At 68.4% G+C, this 18,801-nt stretch carries 16 protein-coding genes and 1 tRNA gene; 14 read left to right on the forward strand and 3 right to left on the reverse strand.

The annotated features are described in order from the left end of the window. The first annotated feature begins 66 nt into the window (after positions 1-66). The gene (locus ACX80W_RS02180) at positions 67-1,389 is read left to right on the forward strand and encodes an ATP-binding protein (RefSeq protein WP_459280008.1); all 1,323 of its coding nucleotides are present in this window, start codon (positions 67-69) and stop codon (positions 1,387-1,389) included. Then, positions 1,379-2,056, forward strand: a complete 678-nt coding sequence (locus ACX80W_RS02185; protein ID WP_459280010.1) for a LuxR C-terminal-related transcriptional regulator — start codon at positions 1,379-1,381, stop codon at positions 2,054-2,056. Before ACX80W_RS02180 ends, ACX80W_RS02185 begins: the two co-directional genes overlap by 11 nt. A 169-nt stretch (positions 2,057-2,225) precedes the next feature. On the opposite strand, the gene ACX80W_RS02190 is transcribed toward ACX80W_RS02185, so the two are convergent. Continuing rightward, complete coding sequence (locus ACX80W_RS02190; protein ID WP_459280012.1) at positions 2,226-3,452, reverse strand: pyridoxal phosphate-dependent aminotransferase; 1,227 nt, start codon at positions 3,450-3,452, stop codon at positions 2,226-2,228. Between the two features lie 237 nt (positions 3,453-3,689). On the opposite strand from ACX80W_RS02190, the gene ACX80W_RS02195 reads away from it, so the two are divergent. The 8 genes from ACX80W_RS02195 (at position 3,690) to rplL (ending at position 9,282) form a co-directional block, all read left to right on the forward strand. Then, positions 3,690-3,762: transfer RNA gene (locus ACX80W_RS02195), tRNA-Trp, on the forward strand. Between the two features lie 155 nt (positions 3,763-3,917). Then, positions 3,918-4,181, forward strand: coding sequence for a preprotein translocase subunit SecE (gene secE, locus ACX80W_RS02200; RefSeq protein WP_459280014.1), 264 nt, complete (start codon positions 3,918-3,920; stop codon positions 4,179-4,181). Between the two features lie 69 nt (positions 4,182-4,250). Continuing rightward, entirely contained in the window at positions 4,251-5,084 is an 834-nt protein-coding gene (gene nusG / locus ACX80W_RS02205) for a transcription termination/antitermination protein NusG (RefSeq protein ID WP_459280015.1), read from the forward strand. A 134-nt stretch (positions 5,085-5,218) separates the two neighbouring features. Next, complete coding sequence (rplK, locus tag ACX80W_RS02210) at positions 5,219-5,650, forward strand: 50S ribosomal protein L11 (RefSeq protein WP_459280017.1); 432 nt, start codon at positions 5,219-5,221, stop codon at positions 5,648-5,650. A gap of 140 nt (positions 5,651-5,790) precedes the next feature. Beyond that, positions 5,791-6,498 carry a 50S ribosomal protein L1 gene (gene rplA / locus ACX80W_RS02215; protein ID WP_459280019.1) on the forward strand — a complete coding sequence of 236 codons (708 nt, stop codon included), beginning with the start codon at positions 5,791-5,793 and terminating at the stop codon, positions 6,496-6,498. A 367-nt stretch (positions 6,499-6,865) separates the two neighbouring features. Next, positions 6,866-7,990, forward strand: a complete 1,125-nt coding sequence (locus tag ACX80W_RS02220; protein WP_459280021.1) for a GNAT family N-acetyltransferase — start codon at positions 6,866-6,868, stop codon at positions 7,988-7,990. Between the two features lie 269 nt (positions 7,991-8,259). After that, on the forward strand, positions 8,260-8,844 hold the full coding sequence (gene rplJ, locus ACX80W_RS02225; RefSeq protein ID WP_459280023.1) for a 50S ribosomal protein L10: 585 nt from the start codon (positions 8,260-8,262) through the stop codon (positions 8,842-8,844). Positions 8,845-8,901: 57 nt separating this feature from the next. Then, complete coding sequence (rplL, locus tag ACX80W_RS02230; RefSeq protein ID WP_459280025.1) at positions 8,902-9,282, forward strand: 50S ribosomal protein L7/L12; 381 nt, start codon at positions 8,902-8,904, stop codon at positions 9,280-9,282. Between the two features lie 90 nt (positions 9,283-9,372). Here rplL and ACX80W_RS02235 read toward each other — a convergent pair whose 3' ends face one another. Beyond that, complete coding sequence (locus ACX80W_RS02235; RefSeq protein WP_459280027.1) at positions 9,373-10,575, reverse strand: acetyl-CoA C-acetyltransferase; 1,203 nt, start codon at positions 10,573-10,575, stop codon at positions 9,373-9,375. 75 nt (positions 10,576-10,650) lie between these two features. Beyond that, positions 10,651-11,229, reverse strand: a complete 579-nt coding sequence (gene idi / locus ACX80W_RS02240) for an isopentenyl-diphosphate Delta-isomerase (RefSeq protein WP_459280028.1) — start codon at positions 11,227-11,229, stop codon at positions 10,651-10,653. 120 nt (positions 11,230-11,349) lie between these two features. On the opposite strand from idi, the gene ACX80W_RS02245 reads away from it, so the two are divergent. From ACX80W_RS02245 to rpoB, 4 genes are all read left to right on the forward strand, one after another. Further along, positions 11,350-12,417, forward strand: a complete 1,068-nt coding sequence (locus ACX80W_RS02245; RefSeq protein WP_459280030.1) for a polyprenyl synthetase family protein — start codon at positions 11,350-11,352, stop codon at positions 12,415-12,417. Positions 12,418-12,419: 2 nt separating this feature from the next. Continuing rightward, positions 12,420-13,319: a phytoene/squalene synthase family protein gene (locus ACX80W_RS02250; RefSeq protein WP_459280032.1), complete on the forward strand. Its 900-nt coding sequence runs from the start codon at positions 12,420-12,422 to the stop codon at positions 13,317-13,319. After that, complete coding sequence (crtI, locus tag ACX80W_RS02255) at positions 13,316-14,953, forward strand: phytoene desaturase family protein (RefSeq protein WP_459280034.1); 1,638 nt, start codon at positions 13,316-13,318, stop codon at positions 14,951-14,953. Before ACX80W_RS02250 ends, crtI begins: the two co-directional genes overlap by 4 nt. 320 nt (positions 14,954-15,273) lie before the next feature. Further along, positions 15,274-18,783 carry a DNA-directed RNA polymerase subunit beta gene (gene rpoB / locus ACX80W_RS02260; protein ID WP_459280036.1) on the forward strand — a complete coding sequence of 1,170 codons (3,510 nt, stop codon included), beginning with the start codon at positions 15,274-15,276 and terminating at the stop codon, positions 18,781-18,783. The last annotated feature ends 18 nt before the right edge of the window (positions 18,784-18,801 follow it).

The raw sequence follows: 18,801 nt of genomic DNA on the forward strand, positions 1-18,801 counted from the left end.
CTGAGGGAACCCCTGATTGTCCGCTCCGGGCATCCCCGGGGCCCGTCGGCGTGCTTGGATTGAGCTATGAAACCGCCCCTGCTGCGTTCGCCCGACGGCCTCGTCGCCGGCGTGTGCGGCGGACTGGCCATCCACCTCGGCATGACGCTGCGCATGGTGCGCGTTCTCATGGTGCTGCTCACCCTGGCCGGCGGGGCCGGAATCTTCCTCTACGCGTGGCTGTGGATCTTCGTCCCAATGGCCTCCGACCGGCTCGCCGCCGCCGCTTTCCGTCCCGCCGCCCGGTACGGCCCGCCCGCCCCCGCCCTGTTCCCCCCACCGGCTCCCGCCCTGTTTTCCCCGGACGCCTCCGCGGAGCCGGGCGTGGCCTTTCCCGGGCTGCCCGCCGACACGCCGCGGCGGAGCGGCGCGCGCTTCCGCCCCGGGCGGAAGGAACTGCTCCTGGGTGTCGCACTGCTGCTCCTGGCGGCCGTCTTCACCGCCCAGGAACTGGGCTTCGCCGTCAGCTGGCGGCAGATCCTCCCCGTCGCCGCGGCTGGAGTCGGCGCCGTGCTGGCGTGGAGCCAGCTCGATGATGCACGGCGTGAAGGGCTGAGGAACAAGGCCGGCGCCGACCGCGCCGTCGGCCTGGCCCGGCTCCTGCTGGGACTGGTGCTCGTGGTCTCCGGCGTCCTGGTGATGGTGTCCGGGTCGATCTCCTGGGACCTGACGTGGGCCACGCTCCTTGCCACCGGCGCCGTCCTCGCCGGGGTGTCGCTCGTGCTGGCACCCTGGGCGCTGAGGTTCTGGAAGGACTTCGAGGAGGAGAGAGCCGGCCGCGTGCGGGAGGCGGCGCGCGCCGAAATCGCGGCCCACCTCCACGACTCGGTGCTCCAGACCCTCGCCCTGATCCAGAACCGCGCCGGCTCCGAGCAGGACGTCATCCGCCTGGCGCGGGCGCAGGAGCGCGAGCTGCGCCACTGGCTCTATGCCGATCCGGCCGGTCACTCCGGGAACCTCTCCGAGCGCCTGCGCGCCCTGGCCGGGGAGGTCGAGGACAGCTACGGGCACCCGGTCGAGGTTGTCGCCGTCGGGGACGCGCCGCTGAGCGCAGGCCAGGAGGCGCTTGCCCAGGCCGCCCGGGAGGCCATCGTCAACGCGGCCAAGCACGCCGGAGGCACGGTCTCGGTCTACCTCGAGGCGGGGCCGAGCGGGTCCGAGGTGTTCATCCGGGACCGCGGCGCCGGATTCGACGTGCTGGCGGTGCCGGCCGACCGGCTCGGCATCCGCGAATCGATCACCACGCGGATGCAGCGCCACGGGGGCACCGCCACCATCCGCAGCGGTCCCGACGGGACCGAAGTCCACCTCAAGATGCCCGAGCAGGAGAGCCGCAGCCATGACGGATGAACGCGTACCAACCAATGCCCCGGCGGGCGTGTCGGTGGTCGTGGTCGACGACCACGCCATCTTCCGCTCGGGGCTGCGCTCGGACCTCGACAGCCGGATCCGCGTCGTCGGGGAGGCGGCCACCGTCGAGGAGGCGGTCGCGGTGGTCCGTGCCCGCCGGCCGGACGTCGTCCTGCTTGATGTCCACCTGCCGGGTGGACGGGGCGGGGGAGGGGCCGAGGTCATCGCCGGCTGCGGCGAGCTGGGCGCGTCGACCCGGTTCCTGGCCCTGAGCGTCTCGGACTCCGCGGAGGACGTCGTGGCGGTCATCCGCGCCGGCGCCCGCGGGTACGTCACCAAAACGATCTCCGGTGCGGGCATCTCCGACGCCGTCTTCCGCATCGCCTCGGGCGACGCCGTGTTCTCCCCGCGGCTCGCCGGCTTCGTCCTGGACGCCTTCGGCACCGCGGCCGCCGCCTCCGCGGACAGTGAGCTGGACCGCCTCTCCGCCCGCGAACTCGAGGTGATGCGGCTGATCGCCCGGGGCTACAGCTACAAGGAGGTGGCCAAGGAGCTGTTCATCTCGGTCAAGACGGTCGAGACCCACGTCTCGGCCGTGCTGCGCAAGCTCCAGCTCTCCTCGCGCCACGAACTGACGCGGTGGGCCGCCGAACGGCGGCTGCTCTAGGTCTGCCCCTGCTCCAAGGCTGCTTCACCGCAGTGCGGCCGGTTCCCGCCGCCGCGCCGTTCCGGCGTCGTGCGTCCGACGTCGTGCGCCCGGCGCCGCCGTCCTGCCCCGGCCTGGTGCGAGCCGGCGCCCCGGCACCGCCGACCGGCCGCGTCCGCCTGCCTGGTGCCTACTTCGCGCCGGAGAGGAACTCCTGCAGGCGGCCCACGCCGGTGGCGAGGTCGTCGTCGCCGAGCGCGTACGAGAGCCGCAGGAAGCCGCTGGGGCCGAAGGCCTCGCCCGGCACGACCGCCACCTCGACCTGATCGAGGATGAGGGTGGCCAGCTCCGCCGAGGTCTGCGGGACCGCCCCGCCCAAGCTGCGTCCCAGCAGGCCCCGCACGTCGGCGTAGGCGTAGAACGCACCGTGCGGCGTCGGGCACTCGACACCCTCGATGGCGTTCAGCCCGGCCACGATGGCGCGCCGGCGCCGGTCGAAGGCGACCTTCATCTCCTCGACGGCGGTGAGCGGGCCCGAGACGGCGGCCAGGGCGGCCATCTGCGACACGTTCGCCACGTTCGAGGTGGCATGCGACTGGAGGTTCGTCGCCGCCTTCACGAGGTCCTGGGGGCCGATCATCCAGCCGACCCGCCACCCCGTCATGGCGTAGGTCTTCGCCACACCGTTGACGATCACCACCCGGTCGCCCAGGGCCGGCGCCGCGGCGGCGATGGAGGTGAAGGGGACGCCGTCGTAGGTCAGGTGCTCGTAGATCTCGTCGGTGACCACCCACAGTCCCTGGTCCGCCGCCCAATTGCCGATCTCCCGTACCGCATCCTCCGGGTACACGGCGCCGGTGGGGTTCGACGGCGAGACGAACAGGAGCACCTTCGTCCGCGGCGTCAGGGCCGCCTCGAGCTGCTCAACCGAGACCAGGTAGCCCTGCTCGGGCCCGGCGAAGACCTCAACGGGCACGCCGCCGGCCAGGCGGATGGCCTCCGGGTAGGTGGTCCAGAACGGGGTGGGGACGAGGACCTCGTCGCCCGGATCGAGCAGGGAGGCGAAGGCCTCGTAGACGGCCTGCTTCCCGCCGTTGGTGACGAGCACCTGGGCCGGCTCGATGCCGTAGCCGGAATCGCGCTGCGTCTTCGCCGCGATCGCCTGCTTCAGCTCGGGCAGCCCGCCGGCGGGGGAGTACCGGTGGAAGCGTGGCTGGCGGGCCGCCTCGATGGCCGCCTCGACGATGTAATCCGGGGTGGGGAAGTCGGGCTCGCCGACGCCGAAACCGATCACCGGCCGTCCCGCGGCCTTCAGGGCCTTGGCCTTCGCGTCGACGGCGAGCGTCGCGGACTCGGCGATGGAGGCGATCCTGCGGGAAACGCGCGGCAGGGAACGACGGGTGGAAATCTCGGTCATCGGGTCCCGTTTTCTCGTGAAGAAGTGTGGCAGGTCCAGCTTAGGCGGTTGATCCGTCCGCGCGCCGATCCGTGACGCCTGAGCGGTCCCGGGGCCGCCGCCGCGGGTCCCGGTTCGACTCTCCGGCGCGTATTGCGTAGACTAGATCCTCGGTGTTGGATCACTCCAATGGTTCGTGCCCGCGAAACGCCCTCCAGGGGCGGCAGCGGAGCGGATCGCACGGTGGTCCGGTTCCATAGGGTAGTGGCGCAATTGGTAGCGCAGCGGTCTCCAAAACCGCAGGTTGCAGGTTCGAGTCCTGTCTGCCCTGCGCGTAACCGTCGAAGCAGGACGCGGCGGTGCGGCAGTAGAACATCACGAAGTGTCCGGTACAGGCGATGGACCTGCTCGGCATGACTTATGAGTAGTTGGCGCCGCTCCTACCGCGGCCCGGCTGGAAACCCACACAGATTGATGAGGTTGAAGGTGACCGATACGGCCGCGAGCAGCTCCAAGGGTAGCCCCGCCAGCAAGGAGAACCCCAAGCGCGGGTTCTTCGGGCGGATCACGCTCTTCGTGCGGCAGGTCATCGCCGAACTGCGGAAGGTCGTCACCCCCACCCGTCAGGAACTGGTGAGGTTCACCATCACGGTGCTGGCCTTCGTGGTCCTGATGATCCTCATCGTCACGGGGCTCGACTATGTGTTCGGAACCGGTGCGGTTTGGGTGTTCGGCGGCAGTGAAAGCTGAACCGGCCGGCCGGTGACGTTAGAGCCCAAGCAATTCGAAGCTGAAGAACCCCAGAAAGCAGGCAGCTAGGTGTCCGAGCAAGAACTCGAGCAGCAGATCACGACTGAAGATGGTCTGGAGAACGAGGATCAGGCCGTTGAGGCAGGCGTCGCTGACGACCTCGCCGATTCCGACGCGCCCGCGGAGACCGCCGCCGAGGATTCCGACGTCGACGGTTCGGAGGTGTCGGAGGCGGAGGCCGCCGGCCAGGCCGACGACGGCGACCAGCCCGAATCCGGCGAGGCCGAGGCGCCCGCCCAGGAGGACCCGGTCGAGGCCTTCAAGGCCAAGCTCCGCCGCCAGGAGGGTGACTGGTACGTCATCCACTCCTACGCCGGCTACGAGAACCGGGTGAAGGCCAACCTGGAGACCCGCATCCAGACCCTCGACATGGAGGATTTCATCTTCGAAATCCAGGTCCCCATGGAAGAGGTCGTGGAGATCAAGAACACCACCCGCAAGATCGTGAACCGGGTCCGCATCCCGGGCTACGTGCTGGTGCGCATGGACCTCACCGACGAATCGTGGGGCGCCGTCCGGCACACCCCCGGCGTCACCGCCTTCGTCGGCAACGCCCACAACCCGGTGCCGCTGAGCCTCGCCGAGGTGTTCTCGATGCTCGAGCACACCGTCGTCCACACCGACGCCGAGTCCGGCAAGCCCGTCAAGCAGCACTCGACGCCGGTCGCCGTCAACTTCGAGGTCGGCGAGTCCGTCACCGTCAACGAGGGGCCGTTCGAGACCCTGCCGGCCACCATCTCGGAGATCAAGCCCGAATCCCAGCAGCTGGTCGTCCTGGTGTCGATCTTCGAACGCGAAACCCCCGTCACGCTGTCCTTCAACCAGGTCACCAAGATCCAGTAGGACGGCAACGCCAAAGCTTCGTTCTCCCCCGGCCCGCTTAGCCGGGGAGGACGGCCGGTCATCACGCCATGATGACCACCAACCCACGGGACGCTCCTGTCCCGGGGGACCTAATGCAAGAAAAGGACCCTTTCATGGCCCCGAAGAAAAAGGTCACCGGCCTCATCAAGCTGCAGATCAATGCAGGCGCCGCCAACCCGGCTCCCCCCATTGGCCCTGCGCTCGGTCAGCACGGTGTCAACATCATGGAATTCTGCAAGGCTTACAACGCCGCGACGGAATCCCAGCGCGGAAACGTCATCCCCGTTGAAATCACCGTGTACGAAGACCGTTCGTTCACCTTCATCACCAAGACCCCTCCGGCAGCCGAGCTGATCAAGAAGGCCGCCGGTATCCAGAAGGGCTCCGGCACGCCGCACACCGTCAAGGTTGCCAAGCTGACCCAGGCCCAGGTTGAGGAGATCGCCACCACGAAGATGGAGGACCTCAACGCCAACGATGTCCAGGCTGCGGCCAAGATCATCGCCGGCACCGCCCGCTCCATGGGCATCACGGTCGAGGGCTAACACCTCCTCCCCGGCCGACGCGGCACCCGCCGCCGAAGCCACCACCAATTCGAATCGAAACCGTGCGCCCCGCGCGCGGTGGGAGTGTGGCAGGGCCCAGCGCGGTCCGCAGACCACAACTGCATAAGGAGAAAAAGCAGATGGCAAAGCGCAGCAAAGCATACAAGGGAGCTGCCGCCAAGATCGAGGCGGAGAAGCAGTACACTCCGTTCGAGGCGGTTGTCCTCGCGAAGGACACCAACCCTTCCAAGTTCGACGCGACCGTTGAGGTTGCCTTCCGCCTCGGCGTCGACCCCCGCAAGGCCGACCAGATGGTCCGCGGCACCGTCAACCTGCCCCACGGCACCGGTAAGACCGCCCGCGTCCTCGTCTTCGCGACCGGCGAGAAGGCCGAAGCGGCAATCGCCGCCGGCGCCGACTTCGTGGGCTCCGACGACATGATCGAGAAGGTCTCCGGTGGCTGGGTCGACTTCGACGCCGCCGTCGCCACCCCGGACCTGATGGGCAAGGTCGGCCGCCTGGGTAAGATCCTCGGCCCGCGTAACCTGATGCCGAACCCGAAGACCGGCACCGTCACGGCCGACGTGGCCAAGGCCGTCACCGACATCAAAGGCGGAAAGATCGACTTCCGCGTCGACAAGCACTCCAACCTCCACTTCATCATCGGCAAGGTTTCCTTCGATGTTCAGAAGCTGGCGGAGAACTACGCAGCAGCCCTCGAAGAGGTCCTGCGCCTGAAGCCTTCGGCTTCGAAGGGCCGCTACATCCAGAAGGCCACCGTCTCGACGACCTTCGGCCCCGGCATCTCCGTCGACCCGAGTGTCACGAAGGTCCTCACCGACGCGTAAGTGTCAGGTAGAACCTGAACACCCAGCGGGGGTGGCCACAGCTCAGGCTGCGGCCACCCCCGCTGCGTTTTCCGGCACCTTCCTGCCCACTGGCCCCTCCCGGCCAGTGGGCAGACTTGTTCTCGGGCCCGGTCCTGGTCCGTTCTGCCCACTGCTGGAGGCCCGTCAGTGGGCAGGTTCGTTCTCCGGGCCGGTGCCGATCCGTTCTGCCCACTGATCGGCGCCCATGGGTGGGCATGTCTGGATATGCCCACTGGTCGGCCCCGATCGGTGGGCAGGTTCGTCCGGGAGCGTGCCCTCGGAGGCCCTTCACTGGCCGATCGGGCCGGCGGGCCGGGGCGGGCTGCCCCCGGGCCTACAATCGAGCATGAGCGCCGATGCCCTGGCCATCCGCCCGGTCCCCGTCCCGTCCTCGCTTGACTCTCCGCAGGCCGCGGACTTCCGGGAGATCGTCGAACTCGGCAACCTCGTCCAACGCACCCTCTGGGGCAGCGACGACTTTCGCCGCGGACTCCGCCAGGAACACGCCGCGTTCCAGCGCAATCCCTACGAGGAGCGGCTCCTGCTGGCGGCCCGGCGCAACGGTCGCATCCTCGGGCGGGCCGTGCTCGATCTGCCGCTGACCGATAACCTGACCGCCTGCTACTTCGACCTCGCAGTGCACCCGGAGGCGCGCGGCCAGGGCATCGGCGGCGCCCTCTACGCCGCGGTGGAGCGCTACGCCCGCGCCCGCAACCGGTCGAGCCTTCTGGCCTGGACCGAGGTTCCGCAGCACCGGGCCGCAGGGGGAGGGGAACCTTCGCTGCCCCAGGAAGACCTGGTGCCCGCCACCGGCGCCGGAAGCTACCCGTCGGCGGATCCCGCCGCCCGGATGGCGCGCAGCCGGGGGTTCGACCTCGCCCAGGTGGACCGCTGCAGCGTGCTCGACGTCGGCAGGATCGGCGGCACTGCCGGTGCGGCCCTCGCTGCCGCCGCAGCCGCGGCCGGCCCGGACTACGAGCTGATCCGCTGGGAGGGATGCTGCCCGGATGCCCGGCTCGAGCAGTATGCGCAGCTCCGCCAGGCGATGAGCACCGATGCACCGCTCGGTGACCTCGACATCGACGAGGAGGTTTGGGACGGGGCGCGGGTGCGCGAGGCCGAGGACCGCCTGGCGCGCAGCGGGGGAAGCAGCCTCGTTGCGGCCGTGCTCCACCGGCCAACCGGGTCGCTGGCGGGCCACACCGTCCTCGAGCGGTACGAGGCGGCTCCCGTCGTCGCCAACCAGGAGGACACCCTCGTGCTCCGGGCACACCGGGGCCACCGGCTGGGCATGCTGCTGAAGGCCGCCAACCTGCAGGCCCTGCGTGCCGCATGGCCCGACGTGGAGCGCATCTACACGTGGAATGCCGAAGAGAACTCCTTCATGCTGGCCGTCAATGTCGAGCTGGGATTCGTTCCGGCGGGAAGGGTGGCCGGCTGGCAGAAACGGTTGGGGCCGTCCGCCGCGTAGCGGATTTGGAGGGTGCCGCCGATTCACGTAGGCTTGGGGATACCAAAGACCGTCGGTCGATGTGCCTCCACCCTTTCCCGCCAGCAATGCTGCGCGGCGAGGTAAGGAAGTAGATCTGAAAGTTCCCGTCAAGGGCGGCCAACGCAGGTGAACGAAGCTTTCCTCCGCGAAGCACCACGGTGCTGCGTGTCGAGAAGGCCCCGTGCATCTGCGCGGGGCGTTTTTTATTGGGGCTGAAAAACCGGCTTTTATTCCCCGGAAGGAGGGTTATGGCAACGCCAACAAAGGTAGATGCAGTGGAGGAAATCGCTAATGATTTCAAGGACTCCACCGCTGCTGTCCTAACCGAATACCGCGGGCTCACGGTCGCACAGCTCAAGGAACTGCGCCGTTCACTCGGTGCGGACACCAAGTTCGCTGTCGTCAAGAACACCTTGACGGGCATTGCAGCCAAGGAAGCCGGCATCGACGCGTTCGACGGCCAGCTCGCCGGACCCACTGCCATCGCCTTCATCAAGGGCGACGCAATTGCTGCCGCTAAGAGCCTCACGGATTTCGCAAAGGCCAACCCGAAGCTCGTTATCAAGACCGGAGTCTTCGAGGGCAAGCCCCTCAACGCCTCCGAGGTCGCTGCCCTGGCAGCCCTCGAGTCGCGTGAACTCCAGCTCGCCCGGGTTGCCGGTGTCCTCAAGGCACCGATGGCAGCCCTCGCCCGCACCGTTGACGCCCTGCGCGTCAAGCTCGAAGAGAGCAATGGTGCTGCACCCGCAGGCGCCGATGCTCCCGCCGCCGACGAGACCGCTGCCCCGGCAGAGGCTCCGGCTGAAGAAGCTGCGGCACCCGAAGAGAAGTAGTTCTCTTCACCCACCAATCTCGGTGCAGTGCACCACTCACGGAAGGATGCTTTAGCCATGGCGAAGCTCACCAACGAAGAGCTCATCGAAGCCTTCAAGGAACTGTCGATCATCGAACTCTCCGACTTCGTAAAGCTGTTTGAGGAGACCTTCGACGTCACCGCTGCAGCTGTTGCAGTTGCCGGCCCCGCCGGTGGGGGCGACGGCGGCGCAGCCGAGGAGGAGAAGGATTCCTTCGACGTCATCCTCGAAGCTGCAGGCGACAAGAAGATTGCAGTCATCAAGGAGGTCCGCGCGCTGACCTCCCTGGGTCTGAAGGAAGCCAAGGACGTTGTCGACAGCGCTCCGAAGGCCGTCCTCGAAGGCGCCAACAAGGAGACCGCGGAGAAGGCAAAGGAAGCCCTGGAAGCTGCCGGCGCCACCGTCTCCCTCAAGTAGTAGATCCGGCAGCCGGGGGTCCGCCCCCGGCTTCCAGACAGGAAGGGCCCCGACCTCAGGTCGGGGCCCTTCCCGTTTAAGCCGGAGTTGCTAGCCGCGCCAGAGCAGGAGTGCCTCGCCCTGCCCGCCGCCGCCGCACAGCGATACGGCGGCCCTGCCGGAGCCGCGGCGGTGCAGTTCGAAGGCCGCGTGCAGCGCGAGCCGGGCTCCGGAGGCCCCGATGGGATGGCCGAGGGCGATGGCGCCGCCGTGCAGGTTGCACTTCTCTGCCGGGTAGTCGAGGTCCTTGAGGGACTGTACCGCCACCGAGCCGAACGCCTCGTTGATCTCGATGAAGTCGAGCTCCGAGGCCGTCCATCCGGCCCGCTTCAGGGCGTGGTTGATGGCGTTGGAGGGCTGGGAGTGGAGTGAGTTGTCCGGCCCGGCGACCTGCCCGGGCTGCCCGGTGACGGCCAGGATCCGCAGGCCGAGGCGTTCCGCGGTGGCGCGGGAGGTCAGCACCAGCGCCGAGGCGCCGTCGGACAGGGGCGAGGAGTTGCCCGCGGTGATCGAGCCCTCCTTGTCGAACGCCGGCCGGAGGCCCGCCAGGGTCTCGACCGTCGTCGTCGGCCGGACCCCCTCGTCGGTGCTCAGGACGACGTCGTCGCCCCGGCGCTGCGGCACGGTGACCGGCACGATTTCCTCGGCGAAGATGCCCGATTCGATGGCGGCCGCCGCCCGCTGGTGGGACGCCGCGGCCACCTCATCCTGTGCGGTCCGGTCGATGCCGAGCGATTTGTTGCCCCGCTCGGTGGAGGCGCCCATCGACTCGTTGTCGAAGGCGTCGGTCAGCCCGTCGTGGGCGACCGAGTCGAGCGCGGAGATGTTGCCGTAGGTCCAGCCCTGGCGTGAACCGGGCAGCAGGTGCGGTCCGCGCGACATCGATTCCTGGCCGCCGGCGACGACGACGGAGGCCTCGCCGCTGCGGATCAGGCGGGCCGCGTCGATCACCGCGGTCAGGCCCGAGAGGCAGACCTTGTTCACCGTCACCGCCGGAACGTCCCAGCCGATGCCCGCGCGGAGGGAGGCCTGGCGTGCCGGGTTCTGGCCGCAGCCGGCCTGCACCACATGGCCCATAATCACGGTGTCAACGGACTCGGGGGCCACGCCGGCGCTGGCCAGGGCGCCGGCGATGGCGAAGCCGCCGAGCTCAACGGCGCTGAAGGCCGACAACTGGCCGTTCAGCTTGCCTGACGGGGTACGTGCGCCGCCGACGATGACAACGTCATCGGGCGCGTTCGTTGGAAAGGCCATGGCGGGGAGTGCTCGCTTTCGTCATTGAAATCTTGCCGTACTCCCCTTAAGGCTACCGCCCCAGGCACATTTCAGCTAACGATTATTAACTGGTTCCCGGGGGAAATCGGCGGGGTACAGCAGCGGCAGCTGGAGCGTGAGCCAGGGGCTGAAGGCCCACGGCGTCGCCCGCACCGCCCCGACCAGGCGGTCCGGCTCGACCCAGGTGAAGTCCATGACCTCCTCCGGCGAGGGCGCGACGGCGCCGTCGAGGACGGCGGTGAAGACCGGGCAGATCTCGTTCTCGACGATGCCCGAGGCGTCAACGGCCCGGTAGCGGAAATCCGGAAGCGCCGGTTCGATCGAGCGGACGCCCATGCCCAACTCCTGGCGGGCGCGGCGCACCACGGCATCCTCCAGCGCCTCGCCGGGGCCGGGGTGTCCGCAGAAGGAGTTGGTCCAGACCCCGGGCCACGCCTTCTTGGTCAGCGCGCGGCGGGTCACCAGGATCTGCCCGGCCTCGTTGTACACGTGCGTGGAGAACGCGAAGTGCAGCGGGGTGGTCCCGGTGTGGACGCTCGCCTTGTCCTGGGTGCCGATGGGGGTGCCGTCCTCGGCCAGCAGCACCACAAGTTCGGCGCGGTCGGCGGGCTGCTCTTCAAGGTGTCGCGCCATGGTCCTCATCCCGCTCGCCTCCGCCGGATTCAGGGGAGGATTTTCCACGGCGGACACCCGTCCGGCCGTGCTGTTTTCCGCCGGGTTAGTTGAAGGCGGCTTGTCGTGTTTACTTTACCTATGAACATCGACGGTCTGTTGGTCGAGCCGGAAGGGCTTGGGCAGGTCGAGCACGCGCTCCGGTGTTTTTTCGAGCGGTCGAAGCGCCGCGCCGCGGCGGTGGGCCCGGGCTACCTGGGCCTGTGGGAAAGCCTTGAAAGCTCCTCCTCGGGCGGCAAGCGCTTCCGGCCCCGCCTCGTGCTCTCCGCCTACTCCCTGCTGGGCGGATCGGACCTTGACAGTGCCGCCCTCGTCGGCGCCTCCTTCGAACTGCTGCACACCGCGTTCATCATCCACGACGACGTCATCGACCGGGACTTCGTGCGCCGCGGTGTTCCCAACGTGGCGGGCCGCTACCGCTCCATCGCGGGCGCGGCCGGACTGGACCCCGCCGCCGCCGAGCACGTCGGCTTCTCCGCCGGCGTGATCGCCGGGGACCTCGCGCTCTCCAACGCCTACCGGCTCCTCGACCGGGTGGACGCCGCGCCCGCCACGCACCGCCGGCTTCGCAGAATCCTCGACGAGGCGGTGTTCGCCTCGGCGGCCGGGGAACTGCTCGACATCGAGGCGGTGCTGACGCCCCGGATGCCTCCGCTTGAGGACATCCTGAACCTGGCCAGGCTGAAGACCGCCGTCTACTCCTTCGAAGGGCCGCTGCAGGCCGGGGCGGTGCTCGCCGGCGCCGACGAGGGGCTCGTCGACTGCCTCGGGGATTTTGGCCGCGACGCCGGCATCGCCTACCAGATCGCCGATGACCTCCTGGGGGTCTTCGGCAGCGAAACCCGGACGGGGAAGACGAACTGGGGGGATCTGCGCGAAGGCAAGCGCACCGCCCTAATGGCCTTCGTCGCCGCCCGCCCGGAGTGGGAGGAAATCTCCTCCCTCGTCGGGTCGCCGGCGATGTCCGCCGCCGACGCCGACTACGTCCGGCGCATCCTCGAGGACTCCGGCGCGCGGGAGTACTCGGCCGAACTCGCCGTCGATTACGCCTCCCGTGCCCAGCGGCACCTCGAGTCCGACGTCGTGCCGCCGGAACTGCGCAACGTACTTCAACCGGTGGCCTCCGCGGCCGTGGACAGGACTCGGTAGGCATGGTGAGCCAGACAGCGCTCGAACGATACAACGCCGCCGCACGCAAGACCTCGGCCGAGGTGATCCGCTGCTACTCGACCTCCTTCGGGCTGGCCTGCCGGCTCCTCGACGGACCCACCAGGGCGCGGATCGAAGCCGTGTATGCGTTGGTGCGGGTGGCCGATGAGGTCGTCGACGGGCCCGCGGCCGCCGCCGGGCTCGCCCCGCAGCAGGTCGAAGCGATGCTGGACGCGCTGGAGAGTGAGACGGAGACCGCGCTGGAGACCGGATACAGCGCGAACCTCGTGGTGCACGCCTTCGCCCTCACCGCCCGGGACACCGGCATCGGCCCGGACCTCACCCGGCCCTTCTTCGCCTCGATGCGGGCCGACATCACCCAGCGCGAACACACCCCCGAGTCGTTCTCCCGGTACGTCTACGGCTCCGCCGAGGTGGTCGGGCTGATGTGCGTGAAGGCGTTCCTCGCCGACCGCGCCGTGGACCCGGTGCAGGAAAAGGTCCTGGCCGACGGAGCGCAGCACCTCGGGGCGGCCTTCCAGAAAATCAACTTCCTGCGCGACCTCGCCGAGGACTTCTCCACCCTGGGCCGCAGCTACTTCCCGGGGATCCGTCCGGGGAACTTCACCGAGCAGGACAAGCACCGCCTGCTCGACGACATCGACGAGGACCTGCGGATCTCCCTGGCGAGCCTGCCCGGGCTTCCCCCGGCCCCGCGCCGGGCCGTGGCCCTGGCGCAGGCGCTGTTCACCGAGCTCGCCGTGCGGCTGCGGCGCACCCCGGCCCACGAGCTGCTCCGGGCGCGGATCCGCGTGCCCAACACGGTTAAGATGCGCATCCTGGCGCGCACCCTGGCCGGAGGCGCGGCACCGGAGATCCACCTGAAGGAGAGGACACCATGAGCGCTCAGGGAAGCACCAAGGGATCCCGGGCCGGTGGCCGCAGGGTCGCCGTCATCGGCGGAGGGATCGGCGGCCTCGCCACGGCGGCGCTGCTGGCGGCCGAGGGGCACGCCGTGACGCTGCTCGAAAGGCAGGACCGGGTGGGCGGACGCGCCGGGTCCTGGGAGGCCGGCGGGTTCCGCTTCGACACCGGCCCGTCCTGGTACCTCATGCCCGAGGTGATCGACCACTTCTTCCGGCTGATGGGCACCTCCGCGGCGGAGCAGCTCGACCTGATCCGCCTCGACCCCGGCTACCGGGTGATCTTCGAAAAGGACCGCGACGTCGTCGACGTCCCGGCCGACCGCGCCGCCGCCGTGAAACTCTTCGAGTCCCTCGAACCGGGAGCGGGGGAGGCCCTGGAGAAGTACCTCGACTCCGCCGGCGACACCTACGAGATCGCCAAGAAACGGTTCCTGTACTCCACCTTCCAGTCCTTCCTGCCGTTCCTCAGCCCCGATGTGCTCACCCGGCTGCCGCGCCTGGTGCGCCTGCTGGCCCAGCCGCTGCACGGTTTCGTCGCGGGGCGGTTCGCCGACCCGCGGCTGCGCCAAATCCTCGGCTACCCCGCCGTCTTCCTCGGCAGCTCGCCCTTCGACGCGCCCAGCATGTACCACCTGATGAGCCACCTCGACCTCGACGACGGCGTGCTGTACCCGATGGGCGGGTTCACCTCGCTGATCTCGGCGATGACCCGGGTCGCCGAGGGGGCCGGCGTGGAAATCCTTACCGGCGCCGACGTCGTCTCGATCGACACCGTCCCCGCCGCCGGGGCTGATGCCGCGCGGCCCGGACCGCGGCGCCGCCGCCGCGCGGCCCGGGTGGGCGGGGTGACCTACCGCTCCGGCGGCGCCCTGCACAGCGTGGCCGCCGACGTCGTCGTCTCGGCCGCGGACCTCCACCACACGGAGACGGCGCTGCTCCCCGGGCCCCTGCAGACGTACCCGGAGAAGTACTGGTCGCGGCGGGTTCCGGGACCGAGCGCGCTGCTGATGTACCTGGGCGTGAAGGGTTCCCTGCCGCAGCTCGAGCACCACACGCTGCTGTTCACCAGCGACTGGAAGGACAATTTCGGGCGGATCTTCGGGAAGACCACCTCCGTGCCGTCCCCGGCATCGCTGTATGTCTGCCGCCCCAGCGCCACGGACCCGGCCGCCGCGCCGGAGGGGCACGAGAACGTCTTCGTCCTGGTGCCCATCCCCGCCGATGTCTCCATCGGCGGTGGGGGAGTGGACCGCGGGGGCGATCCGCGCGTCGAGGAACTCGGCGACGAGGTGGTGGCCCAGATCGCTGCGTGGGCGAACATCCCGGACCTCGCCGAGCGGATCGTGCTCCGTCGCACCTACGGGCCGCAGGACTTCGCCACCGACCTCAACGCCTGGCGGGGCACCTCCCTCGGGCCGGCGCACACCCTGCGGCAGAGCGCGTTCCTCCGCGGGTCCAACCGAAGCTCAAAGGTCGAGGGGCTTCTTTACGCGGGAAGCTCAACGGTGCCGGGGATCGGAATCCCGATGTGCCTCATCAGTGCCGAACTGATCGTCAAGCGGCTGCGCTCCGATACCAGCACCGGCCCGCTGCCGGAGCCGCCGGCCTGAGGGCGGGGGCCTGCCGGGGGATACCGCCGGCAGGGAACCCGGGCCGCGGGAAAGGCGGACGACACTCCGGGGCGTGGCGAGGTTGACGGGGCATTGGACATTGCGCTAGGAGTCCCGTAGTGTAGAGATTTGCGTCTTCCCTCTAAACCTCAGCCTTCATATAGCGGTGGGCTTTGTTCTGCTCTCGTCATTTAACGGGCCACTTGGTTCAGGTGACGCGTGGAGACATCAGGTTAGCACTCGAATCCCCGCACCTATCTGCGGTGGTTGTGCTGAGGGCGGATCGCTGACAAGCCTGAAGGTCTGTGGAAGGATCCCTCTTGGTCGCCTCGAGCACCTCTAATAATGCAACCGCTACCAGCCAGGTCGACGCCGACGGCGCCGCACCCCGGCTCTCATTCGCAAAGATTCACGAACCCCTCGACGTTCCGAATCTCCTCGCCCTTCAGACCGACAGCTTTGACTGGCTGGTCGGCAACGAGCGCTGGAAGGCGCGCGTTGAGGAAGCGCTGGAGAAGGGACTTCAGGGCGTAGCCACGACCTCCGGTCTGGCCGACATCTTTGAAGAGATCTCACCGATCGAGGACTTCCAGGGCACCATGTCCCTGAGCTTCTCCGAGCCGGAGTTCGCTGATCCGAAGTACACCATGGCCGAGTGCAAGGACCGTGACGCAACGTACTCGGCTCCGCTGTACGTCAAGGCCGAGTTCATGAACAACAACACGGGCGAGATCAAGCAGCAGACCGTGTTCATGGGCGACTTCCCGCTGATGACGGACAAGGGCACCTTCGTGATCAACGGCACCGAGCGTGTCGTCGTCTCGCAGCTGGTCCGTTCGCCCGGCGCCTACTTCGAGCGCACCGCCGACAAGACCAGCGACAAGGACATCTTCAGCGCGAAGATCATCCCGTCCCGCGGCGCCTGGTTCGAGCTCGAGATCGACAAGCGCGACCAGGTCGGCGTCCGCCTCGACCGCAAGCGCAAGCAGTCGGTCACCGTGCTGCTCAAGGCCCTCGGCTGGACCGAAGGCCAGATCCTCGAGACCTTCGGCGAGTACGACTCCATCCGCGCCACCATGGAGAAGGACGCCACGGAAACCCGTGAGGACGCCCTGCTCGATATCTACCGCAAGCTGCGCCCGGGAGAGCCGCCGACGGTTGAGGCTGCCCAGACCCTGCTGGACAACCTGTACTTCAACCCCAAGCGCTACGACCTTGCCAAGGTCGGCCGGTACAAGATCAACCGCAAGCTCGGCATCGACAAGAACCTTGCCGACTCCGACGCCTCGGTGCTGAACATCGACGACATCGTCGCGATGATCAAGTTCCTCGTCGCCCTGCACGCCGGCGAGAAGACCATCACGGGCAAGCGCGACGGCGAAGACGTCGAGCTGCGCGTCGAGGTCGACGACATCGACCACTTCGGCAACCGCCGCATCCGCGCCGTCGGCGAACTGATCGAGAACCAGGTCCGCACCGGCCTGTCCCGCATGGAGCGCGTCGTCCGCGAACGCATGACCACGCAGGACGTCGAGGCGATCACGCCGCAGACCCTGATCAACATCCGCCCGGTCGTCGCCGCGATCAAGGAGTTCTTCGGAACCTCCCAGCTCTCGCAGTTCATGGACCAGAACAACCCGCTCGCCGGACTGACGCACAAGCGCCGCCTGTCCGCGCTGGGCCCGGGTGGTCTGTCCCGCGACCGCGCCGGCATGGAGGTCCGTGACGTCCACCCGTCGCACTACGGCCGTATGTGCCCCATCGAAACCCCTGAAGGCCCGAACATCGGCCTGATCGGTTCGCTGGCCTCCTACGGACGCATCAACGCGTTCGGGTTCATCGAGACCCCGTACCGCAAGGCCGTCAACGGCGTCGTCACCGACCAGATCGACTACCTGACCGCCGATGACGAGGTGGAGCGCCTGATCGCCCAGGCCAACGCCCCGCTCGACGCCGAAGGCAAGTTCGTCGAGGACATGGTCCTGGTGCGTACCCGCGGTGGTTCCGGCGAGCCCGTGCTCGTCGCCGCCGACGAGGTCGAGTACATGGACGTTTCCCCGCGCCAGATGGTGTCGGTGGCAACGGCCCTGATTCCGTTCCTCGAGCACGACGATGCGAACCGCGCCCTCATGGGTGCGAACATGCAGCGCCAGGCCGTTCCCCTGCTGCGCTCCGAGCGTCCGCTCGTGGGCACCGGCATGGAGAAGTACGCCGCCGTCGACGCCGGTGACGCCGTCACCGCCGCCAAGCCCGGCGTCGTGCGCGAAGTCTCCGCCGACCTCGTCACCGTGCTCAACGACGACGGCACCGAGACCAGCTACCCGATCATGAAGTTCGCCCGCTCCAACCAGGGCAACGCGTACAACCAGCGCGTGCTGGTCGGCGAGGGCGACCGCGTCGAGTACAACTCGATCATCGCCGACGGTCCTTCGACCGACCAGGGTGAACTGGCGCTGGGCAAGAACATGCTCGTCGCGTTCATGTCCTGGGAGGGCCACAACTTCGAGGACGCGATCATCCTCTCGCAGCGCATCGTCTCCGACGACGTGCTGACCTCGATCCACATTGAGGAGCACGAGGTCGACGCCCGCGACACCAAGCTCGGTGCCGAGGAAATCACCCGCGACATCCCCAACGTCTCCGAAGAGGTCCTTGGCGCCCTCGACGAGCGCGGCATCATCCACATCGGTGCCGAGGTTGAGGCGGGCGACATCCTCGTCGGCCGTGTCACCCCCAAGGGTGAAACGGAGCTCACCCCGGAGGAGCGCCTGCTGCGCGCCATCTTCGGTGAGAAGAGCCGCGAGGTCCGCGACACCTCCCTGAAGGTTCCCCACGGCGAGTCGGGAACCGTCATCGGCGTGCGCATCTTCGACCGCGACAACGACGACGAGCTGCCCCCGGGCGTCAACCAGCTGGTCCGCGTGTATGTTGCGCAGAAGCGCAAGATCACCGACGGCGACAAGCTGGCCGGCCGCCACGGCAACAAGGGCGTCATCTCCAAGATCCTGCCGATCGAGGACATGCCGTTCCTCGAGGACGGCACCCCCGTCGACATCGTCCTGAACCCGCTGGGTGTTCCGGGCCGCATGAACGTCGGACAGGTCCTGGAGATCCACCTGGGCTGGGCCGCCAAGCAGGGCTGGAAGATCGAAGGGGACCCCGAGTGGGTCAAGAACCTTCCGGACCTGCCCCGCGAGGTCGCCTCGACCACCGTCGCGACCCCCGTGTTCGACGGCGCCACCGAGGACGAGATCGTCGGTCTGCTCAACTCGACCAACGTGACCCGCGACGGCCAGCGCCTGATCGGCGAGTCCGGCAAGGCGCGCCTGTTCGACGGCCGCTCCGGCGAGCCGTTCCCGGACCCGATCTCCGTCGGCTACATGTACATCCTGAAGCTGCACCACCTTGTCGACGACAAGATCCACGCACGCTCCACCGGACCGTACTCCATGATCACGCAGCAGCCGCTGGGTGGTAAGGCGCAGTTCGGCGGACAGCGTTTCGGTGAGATGGAAGTCTGGGCCCTCGAGGCCTACGGCGCCGCCTACACGCTCCAGGAGCTCCTGACGATCAAGTCGGATGACATCCACGGACGCGTCAAGGTCTACGAAGCGATCGTCAAGGGCGAGAACATCCCCGAGCCGGGCGTGCCGGAGTCCTTCAAGGTGCTGATCAAGGAAATGCAGTCGCTCTGCCTGAACGTGGAAGTCCTTTCCACCGACGGCACGACGATTGAGATGCGTGACTCGGATGAAGAAGTCTTCCGGGCCGCGGAAGAGCTGGGCATCGACCTGTCACGGGCCGAGCCGAGCTCTGTCGAGGAGGTCTAGGTTTCACCGCACCGAACC

Source organism: Arthrobacter melezitosi (assembly GCF_054511055.1).

Excerpts from the sequence above, each read along its gene's own strand:
- ACX80W_RS02180 (WP_459280008.1), top strand. The coding sequence starts at position 67 with ATGAAACCGCCCCTGCTGCGTTCGCCCGACGGCCTCGTCGCCGGCGTG.
- ACX80W_RS02185 (WP_459280010.1), top strand. The coding sequence starts at position 1,379 with ATGACGGATGAACGCGTACCAACCAATGCCCCGGCGGGCGTGTCGGTG.
- ACX80W_RS02190 (WP_459280012.1), bottom strand. The coding sequence starts at position 3,452 with ATGACCGAGATTTCCACCCGTCGTTCCCTGCCGCGCGTTTCCCGCAGG.
- rplK (WP_459280017.1), top strand. The coding sequence starts at position 5,219 with ATGGCCCCGAAGAAAAAGGTCACCGGCCTCATCAAGCTGCAGATCAAT.
- rplA (WP_459280019.1), top strand. The coding sequence starts at position 5,791 with ATGGCAAAGCGCAGCAAAGCATACAAGGGAGCTGCCGCCAAGATCGAG.
- ACX80W_RS02220 (WP_459280021.1), top strand. The coding sequence starts at position 6,866 with ATGAGCGCCGATGCCCTGGCCATCCGCCCGGTCCCCGTCCCGTCCTCG.
- rplJ (WP_459280023.1), top strand. The coding sequence starts at position 8,260 with ATGGCAACGCCAACAAAGGTAGATGCAGTGGAGGAAATCGCTAATGAT.
- rplL (WP_459280025.1), top strand. The coding sequence starts at position 8,902 with ATGGCGAAGCTCACCAACGAAGAGCTCATCGAAGCCTTCAAGGAACTG.
- ACX80W_RS02235 (WP_459280027.1), bottom strand. The coding sequence starts at position 10,575 with ATGGCCTTTCCAACGAACGCGCCCGATGACGTTGTCATCGTCGGCGGC.
- idi (WP_459280028.1), bottom strand. The coding sequence starts at position 11,229 with ATGGCGCGACACCTTGAAGAGCAGCCCGCCGACCGCGCCGAACTTGTG.
- ACX80W_RS02245 (WP_459280030.1), top strand. The coding sequence starts at position 11,350 with ATGAACATCGACGGTCTGTTGGTCGAGCCGGAAGGGCTTGGGCAGGTC.
- ACX80W_RS02250 (WP_459280032.1), top strand. The coding sequence starts at position 12,420 with ATGGTGAGCCAGACAGCGCTCGAACGATACAACGCCGCCGCACGCAAG.
- crtI (WP_459280034.1), top strand. The coding sequence starts at position 13,316 with ATGAGCGCTCAGGGAAGCACCAAGGGATCCCGGGCCGGTGGCCGCAGG.